General features: G+C 63.8%; 16 protein-coding genes and 1 pseudogene. 12 read left to right on the top strand and 5 right to left on the bottom strand.

Annotated features, from left to right (window positions below; genetic code table 11):
* Positions 1-40: 40 nt before the first annotated feature.
* The gene (locus RYH79_RS14600) at positions 41-772 is read right to left on the bottom strand and encodes a phosphoglycerol geranylgeranyltransferase (RefSeq protein ID WP_370900370.1); all 732 of its coding nucleotides are present in this window, start codon (positions 770-772) and stop codon (positions 41-43) included.
* A 133-nt stretch (positions 773-905) separates the two neighbouring features.
* On the opposite strand from RYH79_RS14600, the gene RYH79_RS14595 reads away from it, so the two are divergent.
* The 7 genes and pseudogenes from RYH79_RS14595 to RYH79_RS14565 all read left to right on the top strand — a co-directional run bounded on the left by RYH79_RS14595 (position 906) and on the right by RYH79_RS14565 (position 9770).
* Positions 906-2522, top strand: coding sequence for a hypothetical protein (locus RYH79_RS14595; RefSeq protein WP_370900368.1), 1617 nt, complete (start codon positions 906-908; stop codon positions 2520-2522).
* 133 nt (positions 2523-2655) lie between these two features.
* Positions 2656-4572: an Eco57I restriction-modification methylase domain-containing protein gene (locus RYH79_RS14590; protein ID WP_370900366.1), complete on the top strand. Its 1917-nt coding sequence runs from the start codon at positions 2656-2658 to the stop codon at positions 4570-4572.
* A 219-nt stretch (positions 4573-4791) separates the two neighbouring features.
* Positions 4792-6048, top strand: coding sequence for an RNA-guided endonuclease InsQ/TnpB family protein (locus RYH79_RS14585; protein ID WP_370900364.1), 1257 nt, complete (start codon positions 4792-4794; stop codon positions 6046-6048).
* A 74-nt stretch (positions 6049-6122) separates the two neighbouring features.
* Positions 6123-7364 (top strand): RNA-guided endonuclease InsQ/TnpB family protein, encoded by a 1242-nt coding sequence (locus RYH79_RS14580; protein WP_370900362.1) that lies wholly within the window; start codon positions 6123-6125, stop codon positions 7362-7364.
* A 20-nt stretch (positions 7365-7384) separates the two neighbouring features.
* Positions 7385-7669, top strand: a pseudogene (locus tag RYH79_RS14575) (hypothetical protein); the annotation flags it as partial.
* A 318-nt stretch (positions 7670-7987) separates the two neighbouring features.
* Positions 7988-8995, top strand: a complete 1008-nt coding sequence (locus RYH79_RS14570; protein ID WP_370900912.1) for a C39 family peptidase — start codon at positions 7988-7990, stop codon at positions 8993-8995.
* A gap of 67 nt (positions 8996-9062) precedes the next feature.
* Positions 9063-9770 (top strand): hypothetical protein, encoded by a 708-nt coding sequence (locus RYH79_RS14565; RefSeq protein ID WP_370900360.1) that lies wholly within the window; start codon positions 9063-9065, stop codon positions 9768-9770.
* A 123-nt stretch (positions 9771-9893) separates the two neighbouring features.
* Here RYH79_RS14565 and RYH79_RS14560 read toward each other — a convergent pair whose 3' ends face one another.
* On the bottom strand, positions 9894-10718 hold the full coding sequence (locus RYH79_RS14560; RefSeq protein ID WP_370900358.1) for a transcriptional regulator TbsP domain-containing protein: 825 nt from the start codon (positions 10716-10718) through the stop codon (positions 9894-9896).
* A gap of 227 nt (positions 10719-10945) precedes the next feature.
* Here RYH79_RS14560 and RYH79_RS14555 point away from each other — a divergent pair, with 227 nt between their 5' ends.
* The 5 genes from RYH79_RS14555 to RYH79_RS14535 all read left to right on the top strand — a co-directional run bounded on the left by RYH79_RS14555 (position 10946) and on the right by RYH79_RS14535 (position 15237).
* Entirely contained in the window at positions 10946-11491 is a 546-nt protein-coding gene (locus RYH79_RS14555) for a peptidylprolyl isomerase (protein ID WP_370900356.1), read from the top strand.
* A gap of 83 nt (positions 11492-11574) precedes the next feature.
* Complete coding sequence (locus RYH79_RS14550) at positions 11575-13161, top strand: methyl-accepting chemotaxis protein (protein ID WP_370900354.1); 1587 nt, start codon at positions 11575-11577, stop codon at positions 13159-13161.
* Positions 13162-13222: 61 nt separating this feature from the next.
* Positions 13223-13822 (top strand): dTMP kinase, encoded by a 600-nt coding sequence (gene tmk, locus RYH79_RS14545; RefSeq protein WP_370900352.1) that lies wholly within the window; start codon positions 13223-13225, stop codon positions 13820-13822.
* A 48-nt stretch (positions 13823-13870) separates the two neighbouring features.
* Positions 13871-14659, top strand: coding sequence for a hypothetical protein (locus tag RYH79_RS14540; RefSeq protein ID WP_370900350.1), 789 nt, complete (start codon positions 13871-13873; stop codon positions 14657-14659).
* Complete coding sequence (locus RYH79_RS14535) at positions 14656-15237, top strand: PH domain-containing protein (protein WP_370900348.1); 582 nt, start codon at positions 14656-14658, stop codon at positions 15235-15237. The genes RYH79_RS14540 and RYH79_RS14535 overlap by 4 nt, the downstream gene beginning before the upstream one ends.
* Before the next feature lies 1 nt (position 15238).
* On the opposite strand, the gene RYH79_RS14530 is transcribed toward RYH79_RS14535, so the two are convergent.
* From RYH79_RS14530 to RYH79_RS14520, 3 genes are all read right to left on the bottom strand, one after another.
* The gene (locus RYH79_RS14530) at positions 15239-15838 is read right to left on the bottom strand and encodes a hypothetical protein (RefSeq protein WP_370900346.1); all 600 of its coding nucleotides are present in this window, start codon (positions 15836-15838) and stop codon (positions 15239-15241) included.
* On the bottom strand, positions 15835-16635 hold the full coding sequence (locus RYH79_RS14525) for a DsbA family protein (RefSeq protein ID WP_370900344.1): 801 nt from the start codon (positions 16633-16635) through the stop codon (positions 15835-15837). The genes RYH79_RS14530 and RYH79_RS14525 overlap by 4 nt, the downstream gene beginning before the upstream one ends.
* 72 nt (positions 16636-16707) lie before the next feature.
* Positions 16708-17247, bottom strand: a complete 540-nt coding sequence (locus RYH79_RS14520) for a DedA family protein (protein WP_370900342.1) — start codon at positions 17245-17247, stop codon at positions 16708-16710.
* Between the last annotated feature and the right edge of the window lie 18 nt (positions 17248-17265).

The following is a 17265-nucleotide window of genomic DNA, read 5'->3' as shown; positions in this document are numbered from 1 at the left end:
GACTACAAACAACCGTCTGGGAGGTCGAACAGTACCGTCTTCACCCGGAGTCGGGCGAGACCGTCTCGGCAGTCGCGTCGCGGGCGCCCTGGACGGTCTCCCGAACGGCGTCGGCGCCGGCGTCGTGGATCAGGTCGCCGACGACGACCACGTCCGCGTGTCTGCCCATCTGGTAGGCGCTGTCGTAGTCGCCGACGCCACCGCCGTAGAACAACGTCGCCTCCTCGGTGGCGTCGTCGGCCGCGGCGACGACCTCCGGGTCGCCCAGCGTGCCGGAGTACTCCAGGTAGACGATCTCCTGCCCGAACATTCGCTCTGCCGCCCGGGCGAACGCCGCCACGTCGTCGGGCGACTGGTCGCAGTCGGCCTCCGTCAGCTCCGCCACGTCCGCGTCGGGGTTGAGCACGACGTACGCTTCCGTGGTCGTCCGGTCCCAGTCGACACCGTTCGCGATCCGGACCCACTCCTTGTGGGCGCCGGTGATCCAGAACGGGTCCGTCGCGTTGAGCACGACCGGGACGAGGTAGCCGTCCAACGCCTCGTCTTCCACCACGACCGCCGGGTTCGACGGCTCCTGGTACAACGCCACGTCGTGTTCGGAACACGCCGTCATCACCCGCTCCATCTTCGCTGTGGTCACGTCGAGCGTCCCACCGATCTCGATGGCGTCCGTCCCCGTCCGGCAGACGTCGGCGAACGTCTCGTCGCCGTACAGCTCCTTGTCCGGGTCCACCTTGAGGACGTGGTCCCACGACTCCCACGGTCGGCTCATCTGTCTGCCGTGTGGTAGGGGGGAGGCGGGTTAAAAACTGCGTGGAACCGCCGTCGTGACGACGCGAGCGGGCTGTCGGGGGCTGGGAGACGGGGATTCATACGCTAGTGGGGAGGCAGACACAAGAGAAACGATGAGAGAGGGGCCATCGCCGGGAGATGTCACGCAGACGGAGTTTCTCGCGGAGGCAGTCGAAACGACGGTCACCGACGAGGGGGTCGACACCGTCGAGTCGACACTCCGTCGGGCGGTCAAGCGATTCCGTGCGGCGGTCGTCGACGACGAGACTGCGGCAGAACTACTCTGTGATGACCGAGTGCTCCGGGAGTCCGACGCTGCACGGCGGGAGGAGCCAGAGCCGCTGGCGTGTCGCGTGTTCGTCGAGCCGATGCTGGATGCGCTCGGGTACGACGAACTCGCACACGAGGTCGGGGACCTCTCCGACCGCCGAGGGGATCAAGCAGACTACGCCGCGTCGTTCCAGCCGTACGACGGTGTAGACTCTCGACAGTTACTTTTCGAAGCCGAACCGCTGAACAAGTCGCTCGATCGAGACAGACACGGTCTCGGCCAGGTGCTCGACTGGCTGTCGTACCGCCCATTTGAGGCGGAGTTCGGTGTCGCAACCGACGGGCTGCGATGGGTGCTCGTCAGATACGATCGAGATACGTACAGCTTAGACAGGCTCGCCGGGGTGGACCTCCGTCCGGTCGTGCGTCACATTTTCGCCGAACAGACCGGGGTCGATGTCGCTCCCGAAGAGTGGGACACCGACGACACGCGGACGACACTGGAACGGTTCGTCGCCGGGTTCGAACTGGACAACGTCGTCACGACAGCCCGGGATGCAGACCGGATCGTCAGCCGACGCCGCGCAGAGATCACCGATCAGTTCTACGATGAGTACGTCGCGCACGTCTTCGGTCGTGCGCCGGGTGACGACGAGCACATCGGACGGAGCTTGGTCGGGGACGGGGTCGTCGCACCGTCGGAAGCGACCGGTGACGACGTGCGGCTGTTCGCGATCGGTCTCGTCAACCGACTCGTGTTCGTGAAGTTCCTCGAGGACCGCGACCTCGTGGAGTCTGGGCTTCTCGAGAAGATTGCCGCCGAACATCGGGAGTCCGACGTGCCGCGGTCACTGTACGAGACGTACCTCGAACCGTTGTTCTTCGGGGTGTTCGACGAGCGCAGAGACGACCGGAGTCGACGGATCGAGACCATCACACGGTACTCCGAGATGCCGTACCTCAACGGCGGGCTGTTCCGGCCGGCAGTCAACTACGACGCCGACGTGGACGACACGGCGTTCGATGTCGTCGACGACGTGTTGTTCGACCTGCTCGACCTGCTCGAACGCTACGAGTTCTCGACCGATGGCGGACCGTCGGCACTCGATCCGAGTGTACTCGGGAACGTGTTCGAGAAGACGATCAACTACATCACGACAGACACCGGCGATCAGAAGAAGGAGTTGGGCGCGTACTACACGCCAGACGAGATAACGCGGTTCTGTGCCGAGCAGACGGTGTTGCCACGGCTCCGCGAGGAGATCGGGTCTCACCTTCGACACGAACACGGCTACACGGAGTCGATGCTCACAGACGCCGACGACGTGTTCGATCTGATCGGCTCACTCCCCCCCCAACACGGCGCTCGTCGAAGAGATTGTCGACGATGTCGTCGACGAGTTTCGGGCACTGGACCCCGCGTGTGGCTCTGGTCACTTTCTCACGTCTGTCGAGAGTGAGATCGTTCGCGTCCGGAAGGCGCTGTACGACGCCGCCTACGGTGAACTATCCGCCGACGACCCTCGAAACGAGACTCCGCCGACCTGGCGGCTTCGGAGAAATACCGTCGTCGAGAACATCTACGGTGTCGACGTGGTGCAGCCCGCCGTAGAGGTCGCCAAACTTCGGCTGTGGCTGTCGATTGTCTCCGAGGTGGAGCCTGGAACGTTCGCCGCCGCGGAAGACGACGACCTCGCACTCCCGAATATCGTGTTCAACGTCCAGCAGGGTAACAGTCTGATCGGGTTCACCGACCTCGTGGAGACGACCGGCAGCGACAGCGGAGAGAACGGCAGCCAGGCTGTGCTTGACAACTGGGGTGCCGACTCTGTTCGAGAGCGGTATGGTGACGTAATCGAAGCGGTGGACGAACACAGCGCCGCGAGCGACACCGTCGCTGCGAGACAGCACCTCCAGGAGGCGGAACGGCGGAAAGACGAGCACAGACCAGCGCTAGACGAGAAGATTCACCAACAGTTCCGTGAGGCTGGGCTCGACGTGTCGCTGGAACAGATCCAGTCGTTCGACCCGTTCCACTGGGTGTTGGAGTTCGCACCAGTGTACGCAGATGGTGGTTTCGACATCGTTGTCGCAAACCCACCCTGGGACATGCTCCAGCCACGTCGTGATGAATTCTTCAGTCGGTACAGGTCCGACTTTCGTTCGCTCGAACCCACAGTGAAAGACAAAGTTGAGTCCGAACTCCGGGACGATCCCGAGATACAAACGGCGTGGGAGACGTACGAACAGAACATTCAACGACGGGCGACGTACTTCACCGACGGGCCAGCCTACAACCTCCAGTGGGGCGAGATAGACGGGCAGACGAGAACGGGGCGGAACGATCTCAGTATGCTGTTTCTCGAACGGGTGTTCGACCTGACGAACGAGGACGGGTACGTTGCGAAGGTGCTACCCAACAAAATCTTCTCGAACGCTTCGGCGAAGCGGCTGCGCTCGCATCTTCTCGATCAGAAGCGTCTCGACGCTGTCGTCGGCTTCGAGAACAGGGGGATCTTCGCTTCGCTCCATCGTCAGTTTCAGTTTGCCGTGACGGTGTTCCAGAACACCGGGTGTACGGAGTCGTTCCGAGCAACGTTCGGACAGCACGACGTCGGAACGCTTCAGAACTACCGCACAGAGACGGTCCGTGTAACGCCAGAGCTGATCCAACGCTACTCGCCAGAGGCGCTCACCTTCCCCAAGGTCTCGTCACAGAGCGAGGTCGACGTGCTAGAGACGCTGTTACGCCACGACCCAGTGGGTGAGTCCGTCGACGGCAGTTGGCGGGCAGACGGCCACATCGAGATCTACACCCGAGACTCCGAGTACTTCAGCGAAGACCGCGAGAACGCCGACTATCCGGTGTACGGCGGGAGCAATATGCACCAGTTCGTCCACGACGACAGTGTTCTAGACCTCGAAGAACCGGAGTACTGGAGCGTCGCCGAGAGTCGGGACCCGGACAGAAGTGCCAAGAGACGGGTACGGGAGAAGAGTCTCGGCCGTCTGAAGCGCGCCATCTACGACAGCTTCGACGGCGAGGCGAGCAACGGGAGCATGAAGTCGTTCGTCGACGAGTTACTCGAAGACGAACGCGGACGCCCGTTGTCCGAGGAAGACGTACTCCTCGACTGCACGGAATACCGTATCGCGTACAGGAACATTACCAACTCGGCCAACGAGCGGACGCTGATCGCGGCCGTCCTTCCGCCGGGGGTCATCTGCTATCACGCCCTCACTACGATCCGACCCTACGAGATAGCGCCGACGGCCGACGACCTCCAACAGTTCCCACTCCACGGGGTGTACGAGCGAGCCTTCACAGACCGTGAGCTGTTCGCGCTACTGGGGATTCTCAACTCGATTCCGCTCGACTACTTCATGAAGACGAGGATCGACACCAACATCGCCCGCTACAAGTTCGAAGGAGCTCCGGTGCCACACCTCACCGCAGGCGACGACTGGTTCGAGTTCATAGCGGAGCAAGGCGGAAACCCACCCCTTTAGGGGTGGGAGGAAGCCGACACGCGCGAGACCCGAACCACTGTACGACGACCGACTGACTCCCAATGTTTATAGAATCACAAGGCAAAAACCCACCCCTTTAGGGGTGGGATGAAGTCGACAACACGGAACCTACCCACACGCAAACGCTTGGCTGGATATTCTACTCCGAACACAGGGTTTAATAGTGGAATCCTCATAACACGTTATGAACACAGTACAATGCTGGAGACGACCCGCACGTACGTCGCACGCATCACGAACCACCGGCAGGTTCGTGACGACCTCGACCAGTGCGGATTCTCCGCATCCAAACTGTGGAACGTCGGTCGCTACTATATCCAACAACGGTGGGATGATGACGGTGAGATTCCCGACGAAGCCGAGCTGAAATCGGAGTTGAAACACCACGAACGCTACAGTGACCTGCACTCGCAGTCAAGTCAGCGAGTTCTCGAAGAACTTGCTGAAGCGTTCACCAGCTGGTTTGACTCCGACGACGACGCGAACCCACCAGGCTACCGGAAGTACGGCGATGATCACCCACGCTCCACCGTGACGTGGAAGCAAAACGGAATCAGGCACGACACTAAACACGGCCAGCTCCGCCTCTCAAAAGGCTTCAACCTGAGAGAGTCGCGGTCTGACTTCATCCTCGCAGAATACGAGACACGCCCTGACGTGGAAGTCGAGAACATCCAGCAAGCGCGGGCCGTCTGGAACGGTGACGAGTGGGAACTCCACCTCGTCTGTCGAAAGCAGATTCCTGTCGAAAACGCCCCTGGCGACAAGACAGCGGGTATCGACCTCGGTATCAGCAACTACCTCGCCATCGACTTCGAGGGTGGTTCTCCAGAGTTGTATCCGGGGAACACACTGAAACAGGACAAGCACTACTTCACTCGAGAAGAGTACCAGACGGAAGGCGAGAAGGGCCCGTCACGTCGTGCTCAGAAGGCTCGTCGGAAACTGTCCCGACGCAAGGATCACTTCCTTCACACCCTCTCGAAGCACATCGTCAAGCGATGCGTGGAAGAAGGCGTGGAGAAGATTGCTGTTGGAGACCTCACAGGCATCCGCGAAGACGAGAATGGTGACTCTCGGAATTGGGGCGCGTCGGGGAACAAGAAACTCCACGGGTGGGAGTTCGCCCGGTTCACCCGGTTGCTGGAGTACAAGGCGGAGGAACGCGGTATCCTTGTTGATTGGGTGGATGAAGAAAACACCTCGAAGACGTGTTCGTGTTGTGGACAGATCCGTGACGCGAACCGCGTGGAGCGTGGGCTGTATGTCTGTTCGTCGTGTGAGACGACGATGAATGCAGACGTGAATGGTGCGGTGAACATCCGGAGAAAGATAACTCAGAGTCCCCCAGCTGGGGATATAAGTAACGGCTGCTTGGCACAGCCCGGAGTCTTCCTGTTCGACCGTGAGAGCGGTCGGTTCACACCGAGAGAACAGGGGGCCTGCAAACCGTAATATCCCAACGCTCGGGAATCCCACCCCTTCAGGGGTGGGAGGATGTCAAGAGTGAGTAACAATACATATGAGACATGGAAGTGCGCCGGACTGTTCCCGTCACGCTTGAGGTGGACAGTCACGACGCTGCACTTCTCGAAGACACCGTTGACCAGTTCCTCTGGGCTGCTCAATACGTCACCGACCATGCCTTCCAAGGCGAATACGTCACCACGAGCAAGACCACGCTCAACGACGACACCTACGACGACGTTCGGAAGGCAACTGACCTCCACTCGAACCACGTCCAGTCGGCCCGCAACAAGGCTGCCGAAGCGTGCAAAGGCGTTGTCGAACGCTGGAAACAGGGTAAGGAAGCGTCAAAACCACAGTTCAGCAGCCCTCACCTCGTGTATGAGTCGCGGACGGCCACGTTCCACGACGAGTACGTGAGCCTCGCCACAGTCGACGGGCGAATCGAGGCCGACTACGTACTACCCGAGGATACGACGGACACGCCCCACGAGCAATACCTGTTCAACGACGACTACAATATTACTAGTGCAGAACTTCACCGGCAACACAGTGAGTGGCAACTTCACATCTGTTGCACAGCAGACGTGGAGATTAACACGTCGGCACAGGCAGCCACCGAGAACGGAACGGTTCTCGGGGTTGACCTCGGCGTGAACCAACTTGCCGTCACTAGCACAGGCCGGTTTTGGACAGGGAACGAGTTCGACCACTGGCGCAGAGAATACGAGAAACGGCGTGGCGACCTGCAAGACCACGGCACGCGGTGGGCACACGAGACCATCCAGTCAGTCGGACGCAAAGAAAAAGGTCGGTTCACGCTGATGCTCCATCGTATCAGCAACGAACTGGTCGCAGAGGCTCGTGAGAACGGCTGTACGGTGATTGCCTTCGAGGACCTGACCGACATCCGAGAGCGGACAGGGGCGTCGTGGGGCCACAAGTGGGCGTTCGACCGACTGTACGAGTACGTCGAGTACAAAGCCGAAGCGTACGGGCTGCGTGTCGAACAAGTGAACCCGAAGAACACGTCACGACGGTGTTCCGAGTGTGGGTTCACTCACCCTGACAACCGGGAGGGAGCGCAGTTCGAGTGTTTGAACTGTGAGTACCAGAACGACGCGGACTACAACGCAGCAAAGAACATCGGTTTGCGGTTTCTCCGTCAGAACCAAACTGGGGCTGGTGGAGGCGCACTCGTAGGCGTGCGCTTGAACAGCGGGATGGTGAACGTGAACGGCGAATATTCGCCTGCCGATGACTCGGCCAGAACGGGAGTCCACGCTGAAAGCCCACCCCTTTAGGGGTGGGTTAGCTTACCTCGCGGCGTGCGGCTCGGCTCAACTGCTACGGGGAGGCGTTCGCGGAGATGCGCGACCGATTAGGAGGGTTCGAGGCCGTAGCTGAGCCAGAAGCGCGTGCGCGGCTGCGTGCGGAGGTGGACGCCGCGGCGTTCCACGCGTACGGGCTCGACCGGGAGGAGACGGCGTTTCTCTTGGACGACTTCCACCGCATCGACAACCCACAGCTGATGACAGAAGAGTACTTCGACCATGTCTTGGACTGTTACGACCGGCTGGCGACCCGCAAAGAGACGGATCACCCCTGATCCGTCCGGCAGTGGGCGACGATAACGGTACACATGGGTCAAGTGAGACAGGCGAACTGCTACGTGACTTCGCACTTGCGGTGTCGTTCCGTTGGAGAGACTGACTCCGAGGCTGCCGAGACGGTGATACTGTGTGTCAAATTAGAGTTGGTCGTATCGGCACCTATTTGTATTAGTAATATAAGAGTATAATACACAACGGAGAGTGAAAGACGCTCCTATTCCAGACGGAACGTTCTCAAGACGATCAGTGCAGTCGGTCTCGGTTCAGTCGGTGTTGTCGGAACGGCATCGGCAGCCGGTACAGACACGGTGTCGATGGATGACGCCCGGGAGGCAGCAGCACAGACGGTGAAGCAGGCTGCGAGACGTGAGAAGTTCGCCGACTGGAAGGGTGCGACGCTGGGTCGTCCAACCACGTTCCACGCTCGCAACGCCGCTGACGGTCCGAAGTACGTTCCAGCGGTCTACTCGTTCGCAGTTCAGAAGCAAGAGGAAGCAGTTGGCTACGTCACGACCGGAGCACGACCCGGTTGGGCCGATGTGATCGAGTACAGCAGAGCGAGCCCGCCGCAGAAACACGTCGGAGCAACGAAGACTCGTGCTCGGCGAAAAGGCGCACGCCCGACGGGTCGACTCGTCTACCACGGGGGCGTGAAGTACGGGGTCGAACTCGCGGACGGCCGTGGGGTGAACGTCCGGAACGGACGTGCGGCACCACTGAGTGGGATCGATCCGGCGAGTATAGAGTCATCACCTTCAGCTAGTGGTGGTACGCTCACCAGCAGTCGTGAACAGTTGTGGGGTGTACCGGCGTGGTCAGTGCCGAACGACGAACCGGAAGAGGACCCTGATCCGTGGGCGCACTGGGACGGCTGTGTCCCAGTTGCTGCGTCGATGATCATTTCGTATCATGAAGGTGTATCAGAGTCACAGAAACACGAGTATGTCGACGTACTCCACAAGAGCATGAACACACTGCACGACGGAACGACACTCCCGACGGACATCGACGATGGAATCGACAACTTCGACGATTACGGTCTGGGAAGTAGATCGTACATCGGAGACAACATCTACGTCTGGAGTCACCCCAACTTCGTGAAACAGGAGATCGGTGCCGAGCGACCGTTCTTATTGAATATGACGAACGGGGGAGAGCCAGACAACAAGCGCGGGAGCTACGGGGACCACACCGTAGCGGTTGTTGGCTACAGTCAGAGTGGTGGTGAACTGATAATTCACGACACCTGGGACCAGTACGCTCATCATCTCGACTACTGGAGCTGGGACGCTGCTAGCTACACGAAAGTCCGGCCGTACTGACTGCAGTACGTCGGAGACAACCCACCAGAAGACACCGACTACTTCGTTGTTATACAAATTGATAAATATGAGAAGCTCACAGACGACCCGACGCGGCGCACTCGCTACAATCGTCGCCGCCGCCAGCGGTGGCTGTCTCGGATCGTTCTTCTCATCCGCACGTCACCCGACCACGGTTAGCGTGTACAACCCGGCTGGTCAGCCACGCGAAGCGAGTGTTGTCGTCAGTGGCGAAGACGCGACACTGGTGGACGCTGAGGTCACTGTACCGCCACGAGCCACCGTCAAGCTCGCCGAACAGGTCCTGAATCAACAGACAGTCGGGGTCGCAGTGCAGTGGGACGGGACGACTACGGCGTACAGTTGGGAGGTGGAAGACGGTCTCAATGTAACACTCGGCGACGAGGTACAGATCCAGACGAACGCCGAGATCGACGTGCCACGAGGATTCCGTAGGGACGGTCGTGTCGACGTGGCTCTTAGTGGGCACTCCGGGCAAACTGGAACGATACGCGTCACTCGTGACGACGACCCCGAGTTCGAGGCATCGTGGACGTTTTCTGATGTCAAGAGCGTGACTTACCACGACCGGGTGGACGCAACCGGAACGGGGGTCGTGACAGTACGTAGCAACGGTGCGGACGCAAGCGAGCAGGTTCCGTTGTCTGAGATTGTCAAGATCACGGGGAATGTGAAGAACACAGTGTGGCTCAGTGTGTACAACGTCGAAGAAGAAACGTACTTTCCGAAGGGCAAACGATACGTCACAGATTAAACGATTGCTCGGCTCGGGAGAGACGAGATCAACACAGAGGAGTCCTCCTCGGGGAAGAGCGGGTGAGATGACCCGACCGACGCGAGGGCTGCGTCGGACCCGTAGCGAGCCCCTCCAGTTTCCTCACTCCATGACCCGGCTGACGAGTCCAGCCAGCCCTTCCTCCTCCACGACAGCGCGGTACTCGTCGGTGAGTAGGAGCCGTTGGCGCGGACGGCCCATCTGGACGGGCTCTTTCTCCGTCTCGATCACGCCCTCGGCCTCCAGGTCCGTCTTGTGGCGGGAGAAGGAGGCCGTGGAGGCGAGTCCGGAGTCTTCCCCCCAGCGGCTCACGTCGTAGTGGAGCAGTTCCCGTTCGGCGGCGACCGCAAGCGCGGCCCGCACCTCGTGGAACGCCGTGCGGTCGCGGAGACTCGCGGCCACCTCCAACGCCGTCTCGAACCCGTCGCGGAACTCCTGGCCGAGGTCGTCCGTCATCGACCGGCGGAGCGACGACAGCGCCGGCGTCCGGAGCGGGTACTGGTCGGCCGTCTCCCACAGCTCCGCACACGCCGTCCGGGCGTCGGACTCGAACTCGGGGTGGTTCGTCGGGAGGCTCCCGGCGGTGTCTTCGACCGACACGAGCGCGTGGACGCCGTCCGGCGCGACGACCGCCGGCGTCTCGTGGTCCAACTCTGCCTCCCGGAGCGACACCGCGCCAGCGTCGACGAGGTTCGCCGTCCGGCTCCCCATCAGGAAGTCCTGACGGAGTTCCCGCAACACCGCCCGGCGGCCGAGCACACGGAGCGGCCGAGACAGGGACGCCGTCTCGTCCGTCGAGGCGAGCGCGAACACGTAGCTTCGGGTCGGGTTGAGGAGGTACCGGCTCTGCTCGTCGGCGCCGTCGGTCGCGGACAACACCCGTTCGAGTGCGTCTACCGGCGGCTCACTTCTCGTCTCCGTCGTCATTGTTGCCGGCACTCTGCTATCGGCCACAGTTAATACTTCTGTTTCTTGGGAAAACCAGATCTACAGATTCAACTATGGAAGTACCGACTACTTTCCCACAGGAGAGGTCGGCGTTGAATACACTCACACCGACATAGGCCACCGGAAGCCGGGGGTGAAGTTCGCCGGACGCCGCTGGCGCGCGGGAGCCAAAGCGACTAACCGCCTGGCCCGTTCAGTCACGTACAATGAGTCAGCCGACAGTGACGTTCGACACGACGCACGGTGAGTTCACAGTGACGCTGTTCGCGGACCGAGCGCCGCGGACGGTCGAGAACTTCCTCGGGCTGGCGCGTCACGACCCGGCGGCCGACGCCGAGCCGGCGCCGGACACGAACACTTGGGAGGACCCGCAGACGGGAGAAGTACGGGGCGACTCGCTGTACCAGGGGACGCAGTTCCACCGGATCATCGGCGACTTCATGATCCAGGGCGGGGACCCGACCGGGACCGGACGCGGCGGCCCCGGCTACCAGTTCGACGACGAGTTCCACGACGACCTGACACACGAGGGGCCGGGCGTGTTGTCGATGGCCAACTCCGGGCCGGACACGAACGGCTCGCAGTTCTTCGTCACGCTGGACGCCCAGCCCCACCTCGACGGCAAACACGCCGTCTTCGGCGAGGTGACCGACGGGATGGACGTGATCGAGGAGATCGGCGCCGTCCAGACGGACCGCAACGACGCCCCCCGCGACCCGGTCGAGATCGAGGCCGTCCACGTCGACGAGTAGGTCTCGTTTCGGGTGGGCGCAGCATCATCGAGTGACACGCCTCTCGGAACTTTCAAACCCGTCTCCCGCCACCCCGGAGACGGATGACAGACCACGGGATCACGGCCGAGCAACGACGCGCAGTCGACGGGCGAGAGTTAACCGCGGAGCTGGGGATCGACGCCGAGGAGATCGCATGGCGGAAGGCGTTCACACGGTTCGACGAGACGGACGAACGACGGCTCTCGGAGCTGTCCGACACGTTCGACCGGATCGCGGACGACCTCGTCTCGGAGTTCTACGACCACCTGGGGGCGTTCACGGAGAGTCGGGCGGTGCTGGACGGCTCCCCGAAGTCGGTGTCGGCACTCGAAGCCTCACAGGCGGGCTACCTCCGCGACCTGGGTGGCGGCGAGTACGGTCGGTCGTACTTCGACCGGCGGGCCCGAGTCGGCAAGATCCACGACGTGATCGACATGGGACCGAAGTTCTACCTCGGGGCGTACTCCATCTACTACCGCGGAATCGTCGACGCCGTCCAGGAGGACGTGCTCTCGGAGCTCCGGGCCGGCGAACTTGACGGCGTCGAGGGACCGACCGACGAGAGCCGGGTGGCGTCTGGTGGCGACGACGAGGCTACGACTGACGACTCCGTCGGGGCGTCTGCCGACAGCGAGGGAGTCACCGGAGTCGTCGAGACGGCACTGGACACGCTCACCGACCGGGTGATGTCTGCGCTGAAGCTGATGCTGCTCGATCAACAGGTGGCGATGGAGACGTACCTCCACTCGTACAACGAACGGGTGCAGGCGGCGGCCGACCGGCGGCGCGACCTGGCGACGACTGTCACGGAGGAGGTGGACGAGCCGCTGACGGAGCTGGCGACGGAGGCGGCCGAGACGGTCGAGACGGCCGATTCGGCCGCAGAGACGGCCGAAGAAGCCGTCGACCAGATGGACACCGCCGCGGACGAGGTGAGCCAACTGAGCGCGAGCGTCGAGGAGGTGGCCGCGACGGCCGACGACGTGGCGGCGACCAGCGAACGGGCCGAGGAGCTGGCGGCCGACGGCCGCGAGTCGGCCGAAGACGCTCTGAGTCGGATGGACGCCGTGGAGACGGCGACGGAGACGGTCGTCGAGGACGTGTCGACGCTCGTCGACCGGGTAGAGGAGATCGAGTCGGTCGTCGAGGTGATCGACGAGGTGGCCGACCAGACGAACCTCCTGGCGCTGAACGCCTCGATCGAGGCCGCACGCGCCGGCGAGGACGGGGACGGCTTCGCCGTGGTCGCCGAGGAGGTGAAGTCGTTGGCCGAAGACTCCCGCGAACAGGCTGGCCGAATCGAGGAGACGGTCGCGGAGATCCGCCGGGACGTGGACGACACGGTCGACAGCCTGGACACGGCGAGCCAACGGGTGAACGAGGCGGCCATGAGCGTGGAGTCGACACTGTCGGATCTCGACGGAATCGCCGAGGCGGCCGCCGAGACCGCGGCCGGGATGGAGGAGGTGTCGCGGGCGACGGACGACCAGGCGAGCGGGACGGAGTCGGTTGCGACGACCGTCGAGTCGGCGGCGGAGGCGGTCCGGACGGTCGCGGCGGACGCGGCGTCGCTCGCGGCCGCGAACCGAGAGCAGCTGAACCGTGTCGAGACGGTCGAGACGGCCGTCGAGCGGTTGGAGACGGAGTGACACGGTCGAGACGGCCGTCGAACCCAAGTTCATTAACACGTCGGGCCGAACCGCGACACGGATGTTGGTGACGCTGGAGGGGCTCGACGGGAGTGGGAAGACGACCGCCTGGGAGGCGCTCCGGGACGCCTACCCGGACGCGGTGTTCACGCGCGAGCCGACGGAGTCGTGGTACGGGGAGACGGTGAACCGCTCGCTCGCCGACGACGACGCCGACCCGTTGGCGGAGCTGTTCTTGTACACCGCGGACCACGCCGCACACCTCTCGCGTGTCGTCCGGCCGGCGCTGGCCGACGACCGGCTCGTGATCTCCGACCGGTACACGGACTCCCGGTACGCCTACCAGGCCGCCAGTCTCTCCGAGACGGAGTTGGAACGGCCCTTGGAGTACGTCCAGGGGATCCACCGCGCGTTCACCCGGGAGCCGGACGCGACGCTGTTCTTCCAGTTGGACCCACAGACCGCCGCAGAGCGGGCAGGCGCCGACAACAAGTTCGAACGCGCCGGGTTCCTCGCGGAGGTGGACGACAACTACCGCCGGCTCCGAGAGGCGGAGCCGGAGCGGTTCGTCGAGGTGGACGCGAGCGCGTCGCCGGAGGTCGTGATCGAGCGTGTCGAGTCACTCGTGGCGGAGCTGACGGGTCGAGAGCCGGATCACTGACCCCGGGGGGAGGCAAGCTTAAGTTGGGGCGGACGGCACGGTAGCACGATGGCACGCACAGGGGGGATCGTCGCCGGGGTGTTCGACGCCGTGTTCCGTCCGGCGCGGCTCGTCGCCGCGGAGACCGGCCGCGGTCGGAGCGCCTCCGGGGGGCAGTTCCGACAGTTGTACACGCTGAGTGTCGTCTACCTCGTGAACGTCGTCTTGTACGCTGCGCCGCTGACGCTCGCCGGCGTCGGTGTCCGTGGCGCCGGCGCAGCGCCGCCGGCGGTGGCCCGGCTCCCGTTGGCGAGTCCGGACACGGTGTGGCAGTTCACCGTCGGGCTGATCGTCAACTCGCTGACGCTGCTCGCGGGGACCGTGCTGACACTGTTCGCGGTCCACGCCGCGCTGGTGGTGACACTCCAGTCCCGTGGGTTCGTCCGGACGGCCTACAGCGTGGTCTACTCCACGAGCGCCTACCTCGCCGGGATGTACACCGTCGTGGTGTACCTCTCGCAGGCCGGCACGGACGTGGCCGCCGGCGTGGTGTTGGACCTCCAACGGGCGTTGTTCGCGTCCGTGTTGAACGCGATGGGGTCGACACTGGAGCCGCCGGGCGGCGAGCCGCAGGGGTTCGTGTTCAGCGGGATGTCGACGGCGGGCGTGTACGCCCTCTCGTTGCTCGCGGTGTTGGCGGTGTACTACCTCTACTCGCTGTACCTCGGGAGCCGCATCAACCACGACGCCGGCCGACTGCCCAGCCTGTTGGTCGTCCTCGGCGTCGTCGTCTCGCCGGTCGTGTACATCGTCGCCACCGTCCTCGCGCAGGGGGTGCCCTTCATTCCGAAACTATGAGCCAGGAGACACAGCCACACTCCGAGACGACAGAGTCGTCGACGGACAGTGAGACGGACAGTTCACCGGCAGACGACGCGACGACAGGCGGCCGTGAGTACCCCATCACCGCGGTGCCGACGGTCAGACCCACGCTCGTGTGGCTGGTGATCGTCGGCCTGGGCGGCGGTGCGCTCACGGGGCTCGTCGTGTCGAACCCCGGACTGTTCGGCGGAGCGACGCAGGCGAACGTCGTCGGCAACGCCGTCCTGTTGTTGACCGGCATCGGCGTCGCCAGGTTCCTGATCCGAGTGTACGTCCTCCGGCGTACGGAGTACGTCGTCGACGAACGGTCGCTGGTCCGACAGTACAGTCTCCTGTTGCGAACCTGGCGCCGCGAGGTGCCGCTCACGATGGTGCGGAGCCACCAGCTGGAGCAGGGCCGAATCCAGAAGCTGTTGGGCTACGGCACGATCTCTGTCAACGACGGGCTCGGAGACATCCGGTTCGAGAACGTCCGCGACCCGAGAGACCTGAACGAGGTGATCGCCGAGCAGGTGAGTCGGGCGGCCGGCCGCGGCCACCCGGACGGCACCTGAGCTACAGCTCGACCGGACAGCCCGCCACCTCGCCGCCCCGCATCCCGTCGGCCAGCCAGTGGATCGACAGCGTGAGCACGACCAGCGCCGCGAACGCGAACTCCAGTCCGTCCAACGGGAGGAACAACAACGAGGAGCCGACGCCGAACAACGACAACAGCCCCAACAACACCGCAGAACCACAGGCGGCACAGCCGGCGCCGAGCGTCCCGAGAACCACTCCCGCGAGCCCGCTGCCAGTCTCCAGGCTCACGCCGTGCTCCCGGAGGTGGTACGTCGCCATCGACACGTCGACCCCGGACAACGCCGCGACGACGATCAACAACCCTCCCTGGAGCGGTCCGAAGGAGGTGCCGACGAACGGGTACAGCTCTGCCAGCACCCGGAGTCGGTTGACGAGCGGCAGCCCGCCACCGACCACGACGTTCGACACCAACGGGACGTTGAGCGAGACGACGAACAACGTCAACGACGCGACGGCCGCGACGACCGCGACGACGGTGTACACCGGCACGGACAACACGAGCCGTGCCGTCCGGCCCATCAGCCGCCAGTCGTGTCGTCGGGTGGGGAGCCTGACGGACGGCGCCGACCCACTCATGCCTCCCCCAGCGCGTTGGCGATCAGCGTGTAGCTCACGCTGCCGTTCGCGCTCGTGACGAACTGGCCGTCGCGGAACAACAACACGACGGGGGTAGTCCGGCCCAGGTCGGCCGCCTCCGCCGCCGCCACGTTCGCCGCGACGGCCTCGTCGGCCGCGCCCGACTCCACGTCCGCGACGACCGCGTTCTGGTCGACCCCGGTGCCCGCGAGGAACGACTCCGTCAGCCGGAGGACGTTGTCCATGCCGAACCGGTCCCGGTTCCGGTAGTAGTAGGCCAACAGCCCCCAGAAGGTCGCCTCGTCGCGCGCGAACGTCGCCTCCAACGCCCGGGAGGCGGGGTCGCCCCACGGGTAGACGACCGGGTACGGCCGGACGACGAACGCCGCCTTCCCCGGCTCGACGAGGTTCTGTCTGATCTCGGGGACGACACGCTGGTGGAACGCCGCACACCGGACACAGGAGGGGTCCTCGAACGCGAGGACGACGTGGCCGCCGAACTCGCCTCGGCGGGGCTGTGCGCGGAGGTTCGCCGCCGCCGGGTGGTCTGCGACGGCGCCGAGGGCGGGCGTCGCCGTGTCCGGCGCGTCCGTCTCGGTCGCCGTCGCCGACGGCGTGTCACCGGCTGTCGAGGTCGGGGTCTGGCTCGCCGCCGGTGTTCCGGTCGTCTGTGGCGGTGCAGTCGTCTCCGGCGTTCCAGTCGTCTCTGGAGTCGCGGTGGGGTCCGAGCCGCCATCCCCCAGACAGCCGGCGATTCCGGTGGTCGCCAGCGCAGCCAGCAGTCGGCGTCTGTCCATACCCCCGTCTGCGCCGCGACAGGCAGTAAACGTTGGCCGACGTGTCGACGACGCGCACGACCGTCGCCCGGATCAGAACAACACACCCTCGAGCGCGTCGACGCCGAAGACGAACGCGCCTGCCAACAGGAGCTCGAACGACAGCGTCCCGAGCGCCGACAGGACGACGAACCGCCGAGCGTCTAGCTCCGACAGCCCGGCCGGAACGGTCAACATCCCGCGAGTGAACAACAGCGTGTTCGACACCGGGACGACGACCGGCCCCCACCGGTCGAACCAGCTGTCGAACCGGTCCAACGACTCCTCGCTCACCCGGAACCACCGCTTCTCCAGGAGGTACTCCCGGCCGCCCCGCTGTGCGAGGAGGAACAACGCCGTCTGGCCGGCGGTGGCGCCGGCGACGGACACGCCGATCACGGCCGCGACCGTCGTCGGCTCCGTCCCGAGCAGGACGAGGCTCCCGGGGACGATCAGCTCCGACGGCATGAAGTACATCAGCATCGCCCCCTCCAGCACGAACACGCCGAGCAACGCGACCAAGGCGAGTTCCGACTCGAGCAACGATCGCAGGAAGTCCGGCATCTCGTCGACGAACTGGAGGGCGACCGTCATCTGACCGACGGTAGCACG

This window comes from Halobaculum sp. MBLA0143 (assembly GCF_041361465.1).
Lineage (GTDB): Archaea > Halobacteriota > Halobacteria > Halobacteriales > Haloferacaceae > JAHENP01.
This window is presented reverse-complemented; position numbering and strand designations above follow the sequence as displayed.

Excerpts from the sequence above, each read along its gene's own strand:
- RYH79_RS14600 (WP_370900370.1), bottom strand. The coding sequence starts at position 772 with ATGAGCCGACCGTGGGAGTCGTGGGACCACGTCCTCAAGGTGGACCCG.
- RYH79_RS14595 (WP_370900368.1), top strand. The coding sequence starts at position 906 with ATGAGAGAGGGGCCATCGCCGGGAGATGTCACGCAGACGGAGTTTCTC.
- RYH79_RS14585 (WP_370900364.1), top strand. The coding sequence starts at position 4,792 with ATGCTGGAGACGACCCGCACGTACGTCGCACGCATCACGAACCACCGG.
- RYH79_RS14580 (WP_370900362.1), top strand. The coding sequence starts at position 6,123 with ATGGAAGTGCGCCGGACTGTTCCCGTCACGCTTGAGGTGGACAGTCAC.
- RYH79_RS14570 (WP_370900912.1), top strand. The coding sequence starts at position 7,988 with ATGGATGACGCCCGGGAGGCAGCAGCACAGACGGTGAAGCAGGCTGCG.
- RYH79_RS14565 (WP_370900360.1), top strand. The coding sequence starts at position 9,063 with ATGAGAAGCTCACAGACGACCCGACGCGGCGCACTCGCTACAATCGTC.
- RYH79_RS14560 (WP_370900358.1), bottom strand. The coding sequence starts at position 10,718 with ATGACGACGGAGACGAGAAGTGAGCCGCCGGTAGACGCACTCGAACGG.
- RYH79_RS14555 (WP_370900356.1), top strand. The coding sequence starts at position 10,946 with ATGAGTCAGCCGACAGTGACGTTCGACACGACGCACGGTGAGTTCACA.
- RYH79_RS14550 (WP_370900354.1), top strand. The coding sequence starts at position 11,575 with ATGACAGACCACGGGATCACGGCCGAGCAACGACGCGCAGTCGACGGG.
- tmk (WP_370900352.1), top strand. The coding sequence starts at position 13,223 with ATGTTGGTGACGCTGGAGGGGCTCGACGGGAGTGGGAAGACGACCGCC.
- RYH79_RS14540 (WP_370900350.1), top strand. The coding sequence starts at position 13,871 with ATGGCACGCACAGGGGGGATCGTCGCCGGGGTGTTCGACGCCGTGTTC.
- RYH79_RS14535 (WP_370900348.1), top strand. The coding sequence starts at position 14,656 with ATGAGCCAGGAGACACAGCCACACTCCGAGACGACAGAGTCGTCGACG.
- RYH79_RS14530 (WP_370900346.1), bottom strand. The coding sequence starts at position 15,838 with ATGAGTGGGTCGGCGCCGTCCGTCAGGCTCCCCACCCGACGACACGAC.
- RYH79_RS14525 (WP_370900344.1), bottom strand. The coding sequence starts at position 16,635 with ATGGACAGACGCCGACTGCTGGCTGCGCTGGCGACCACCGGAATCGCC.
- RYH79_RS14520 (WP_370900342.1), bottom strand. The coding sequence starts at position 17,247 with ATGACGGTCGCCCTCCAGTTCGTCGACGAGATGCCGGACTTCCTGCGA.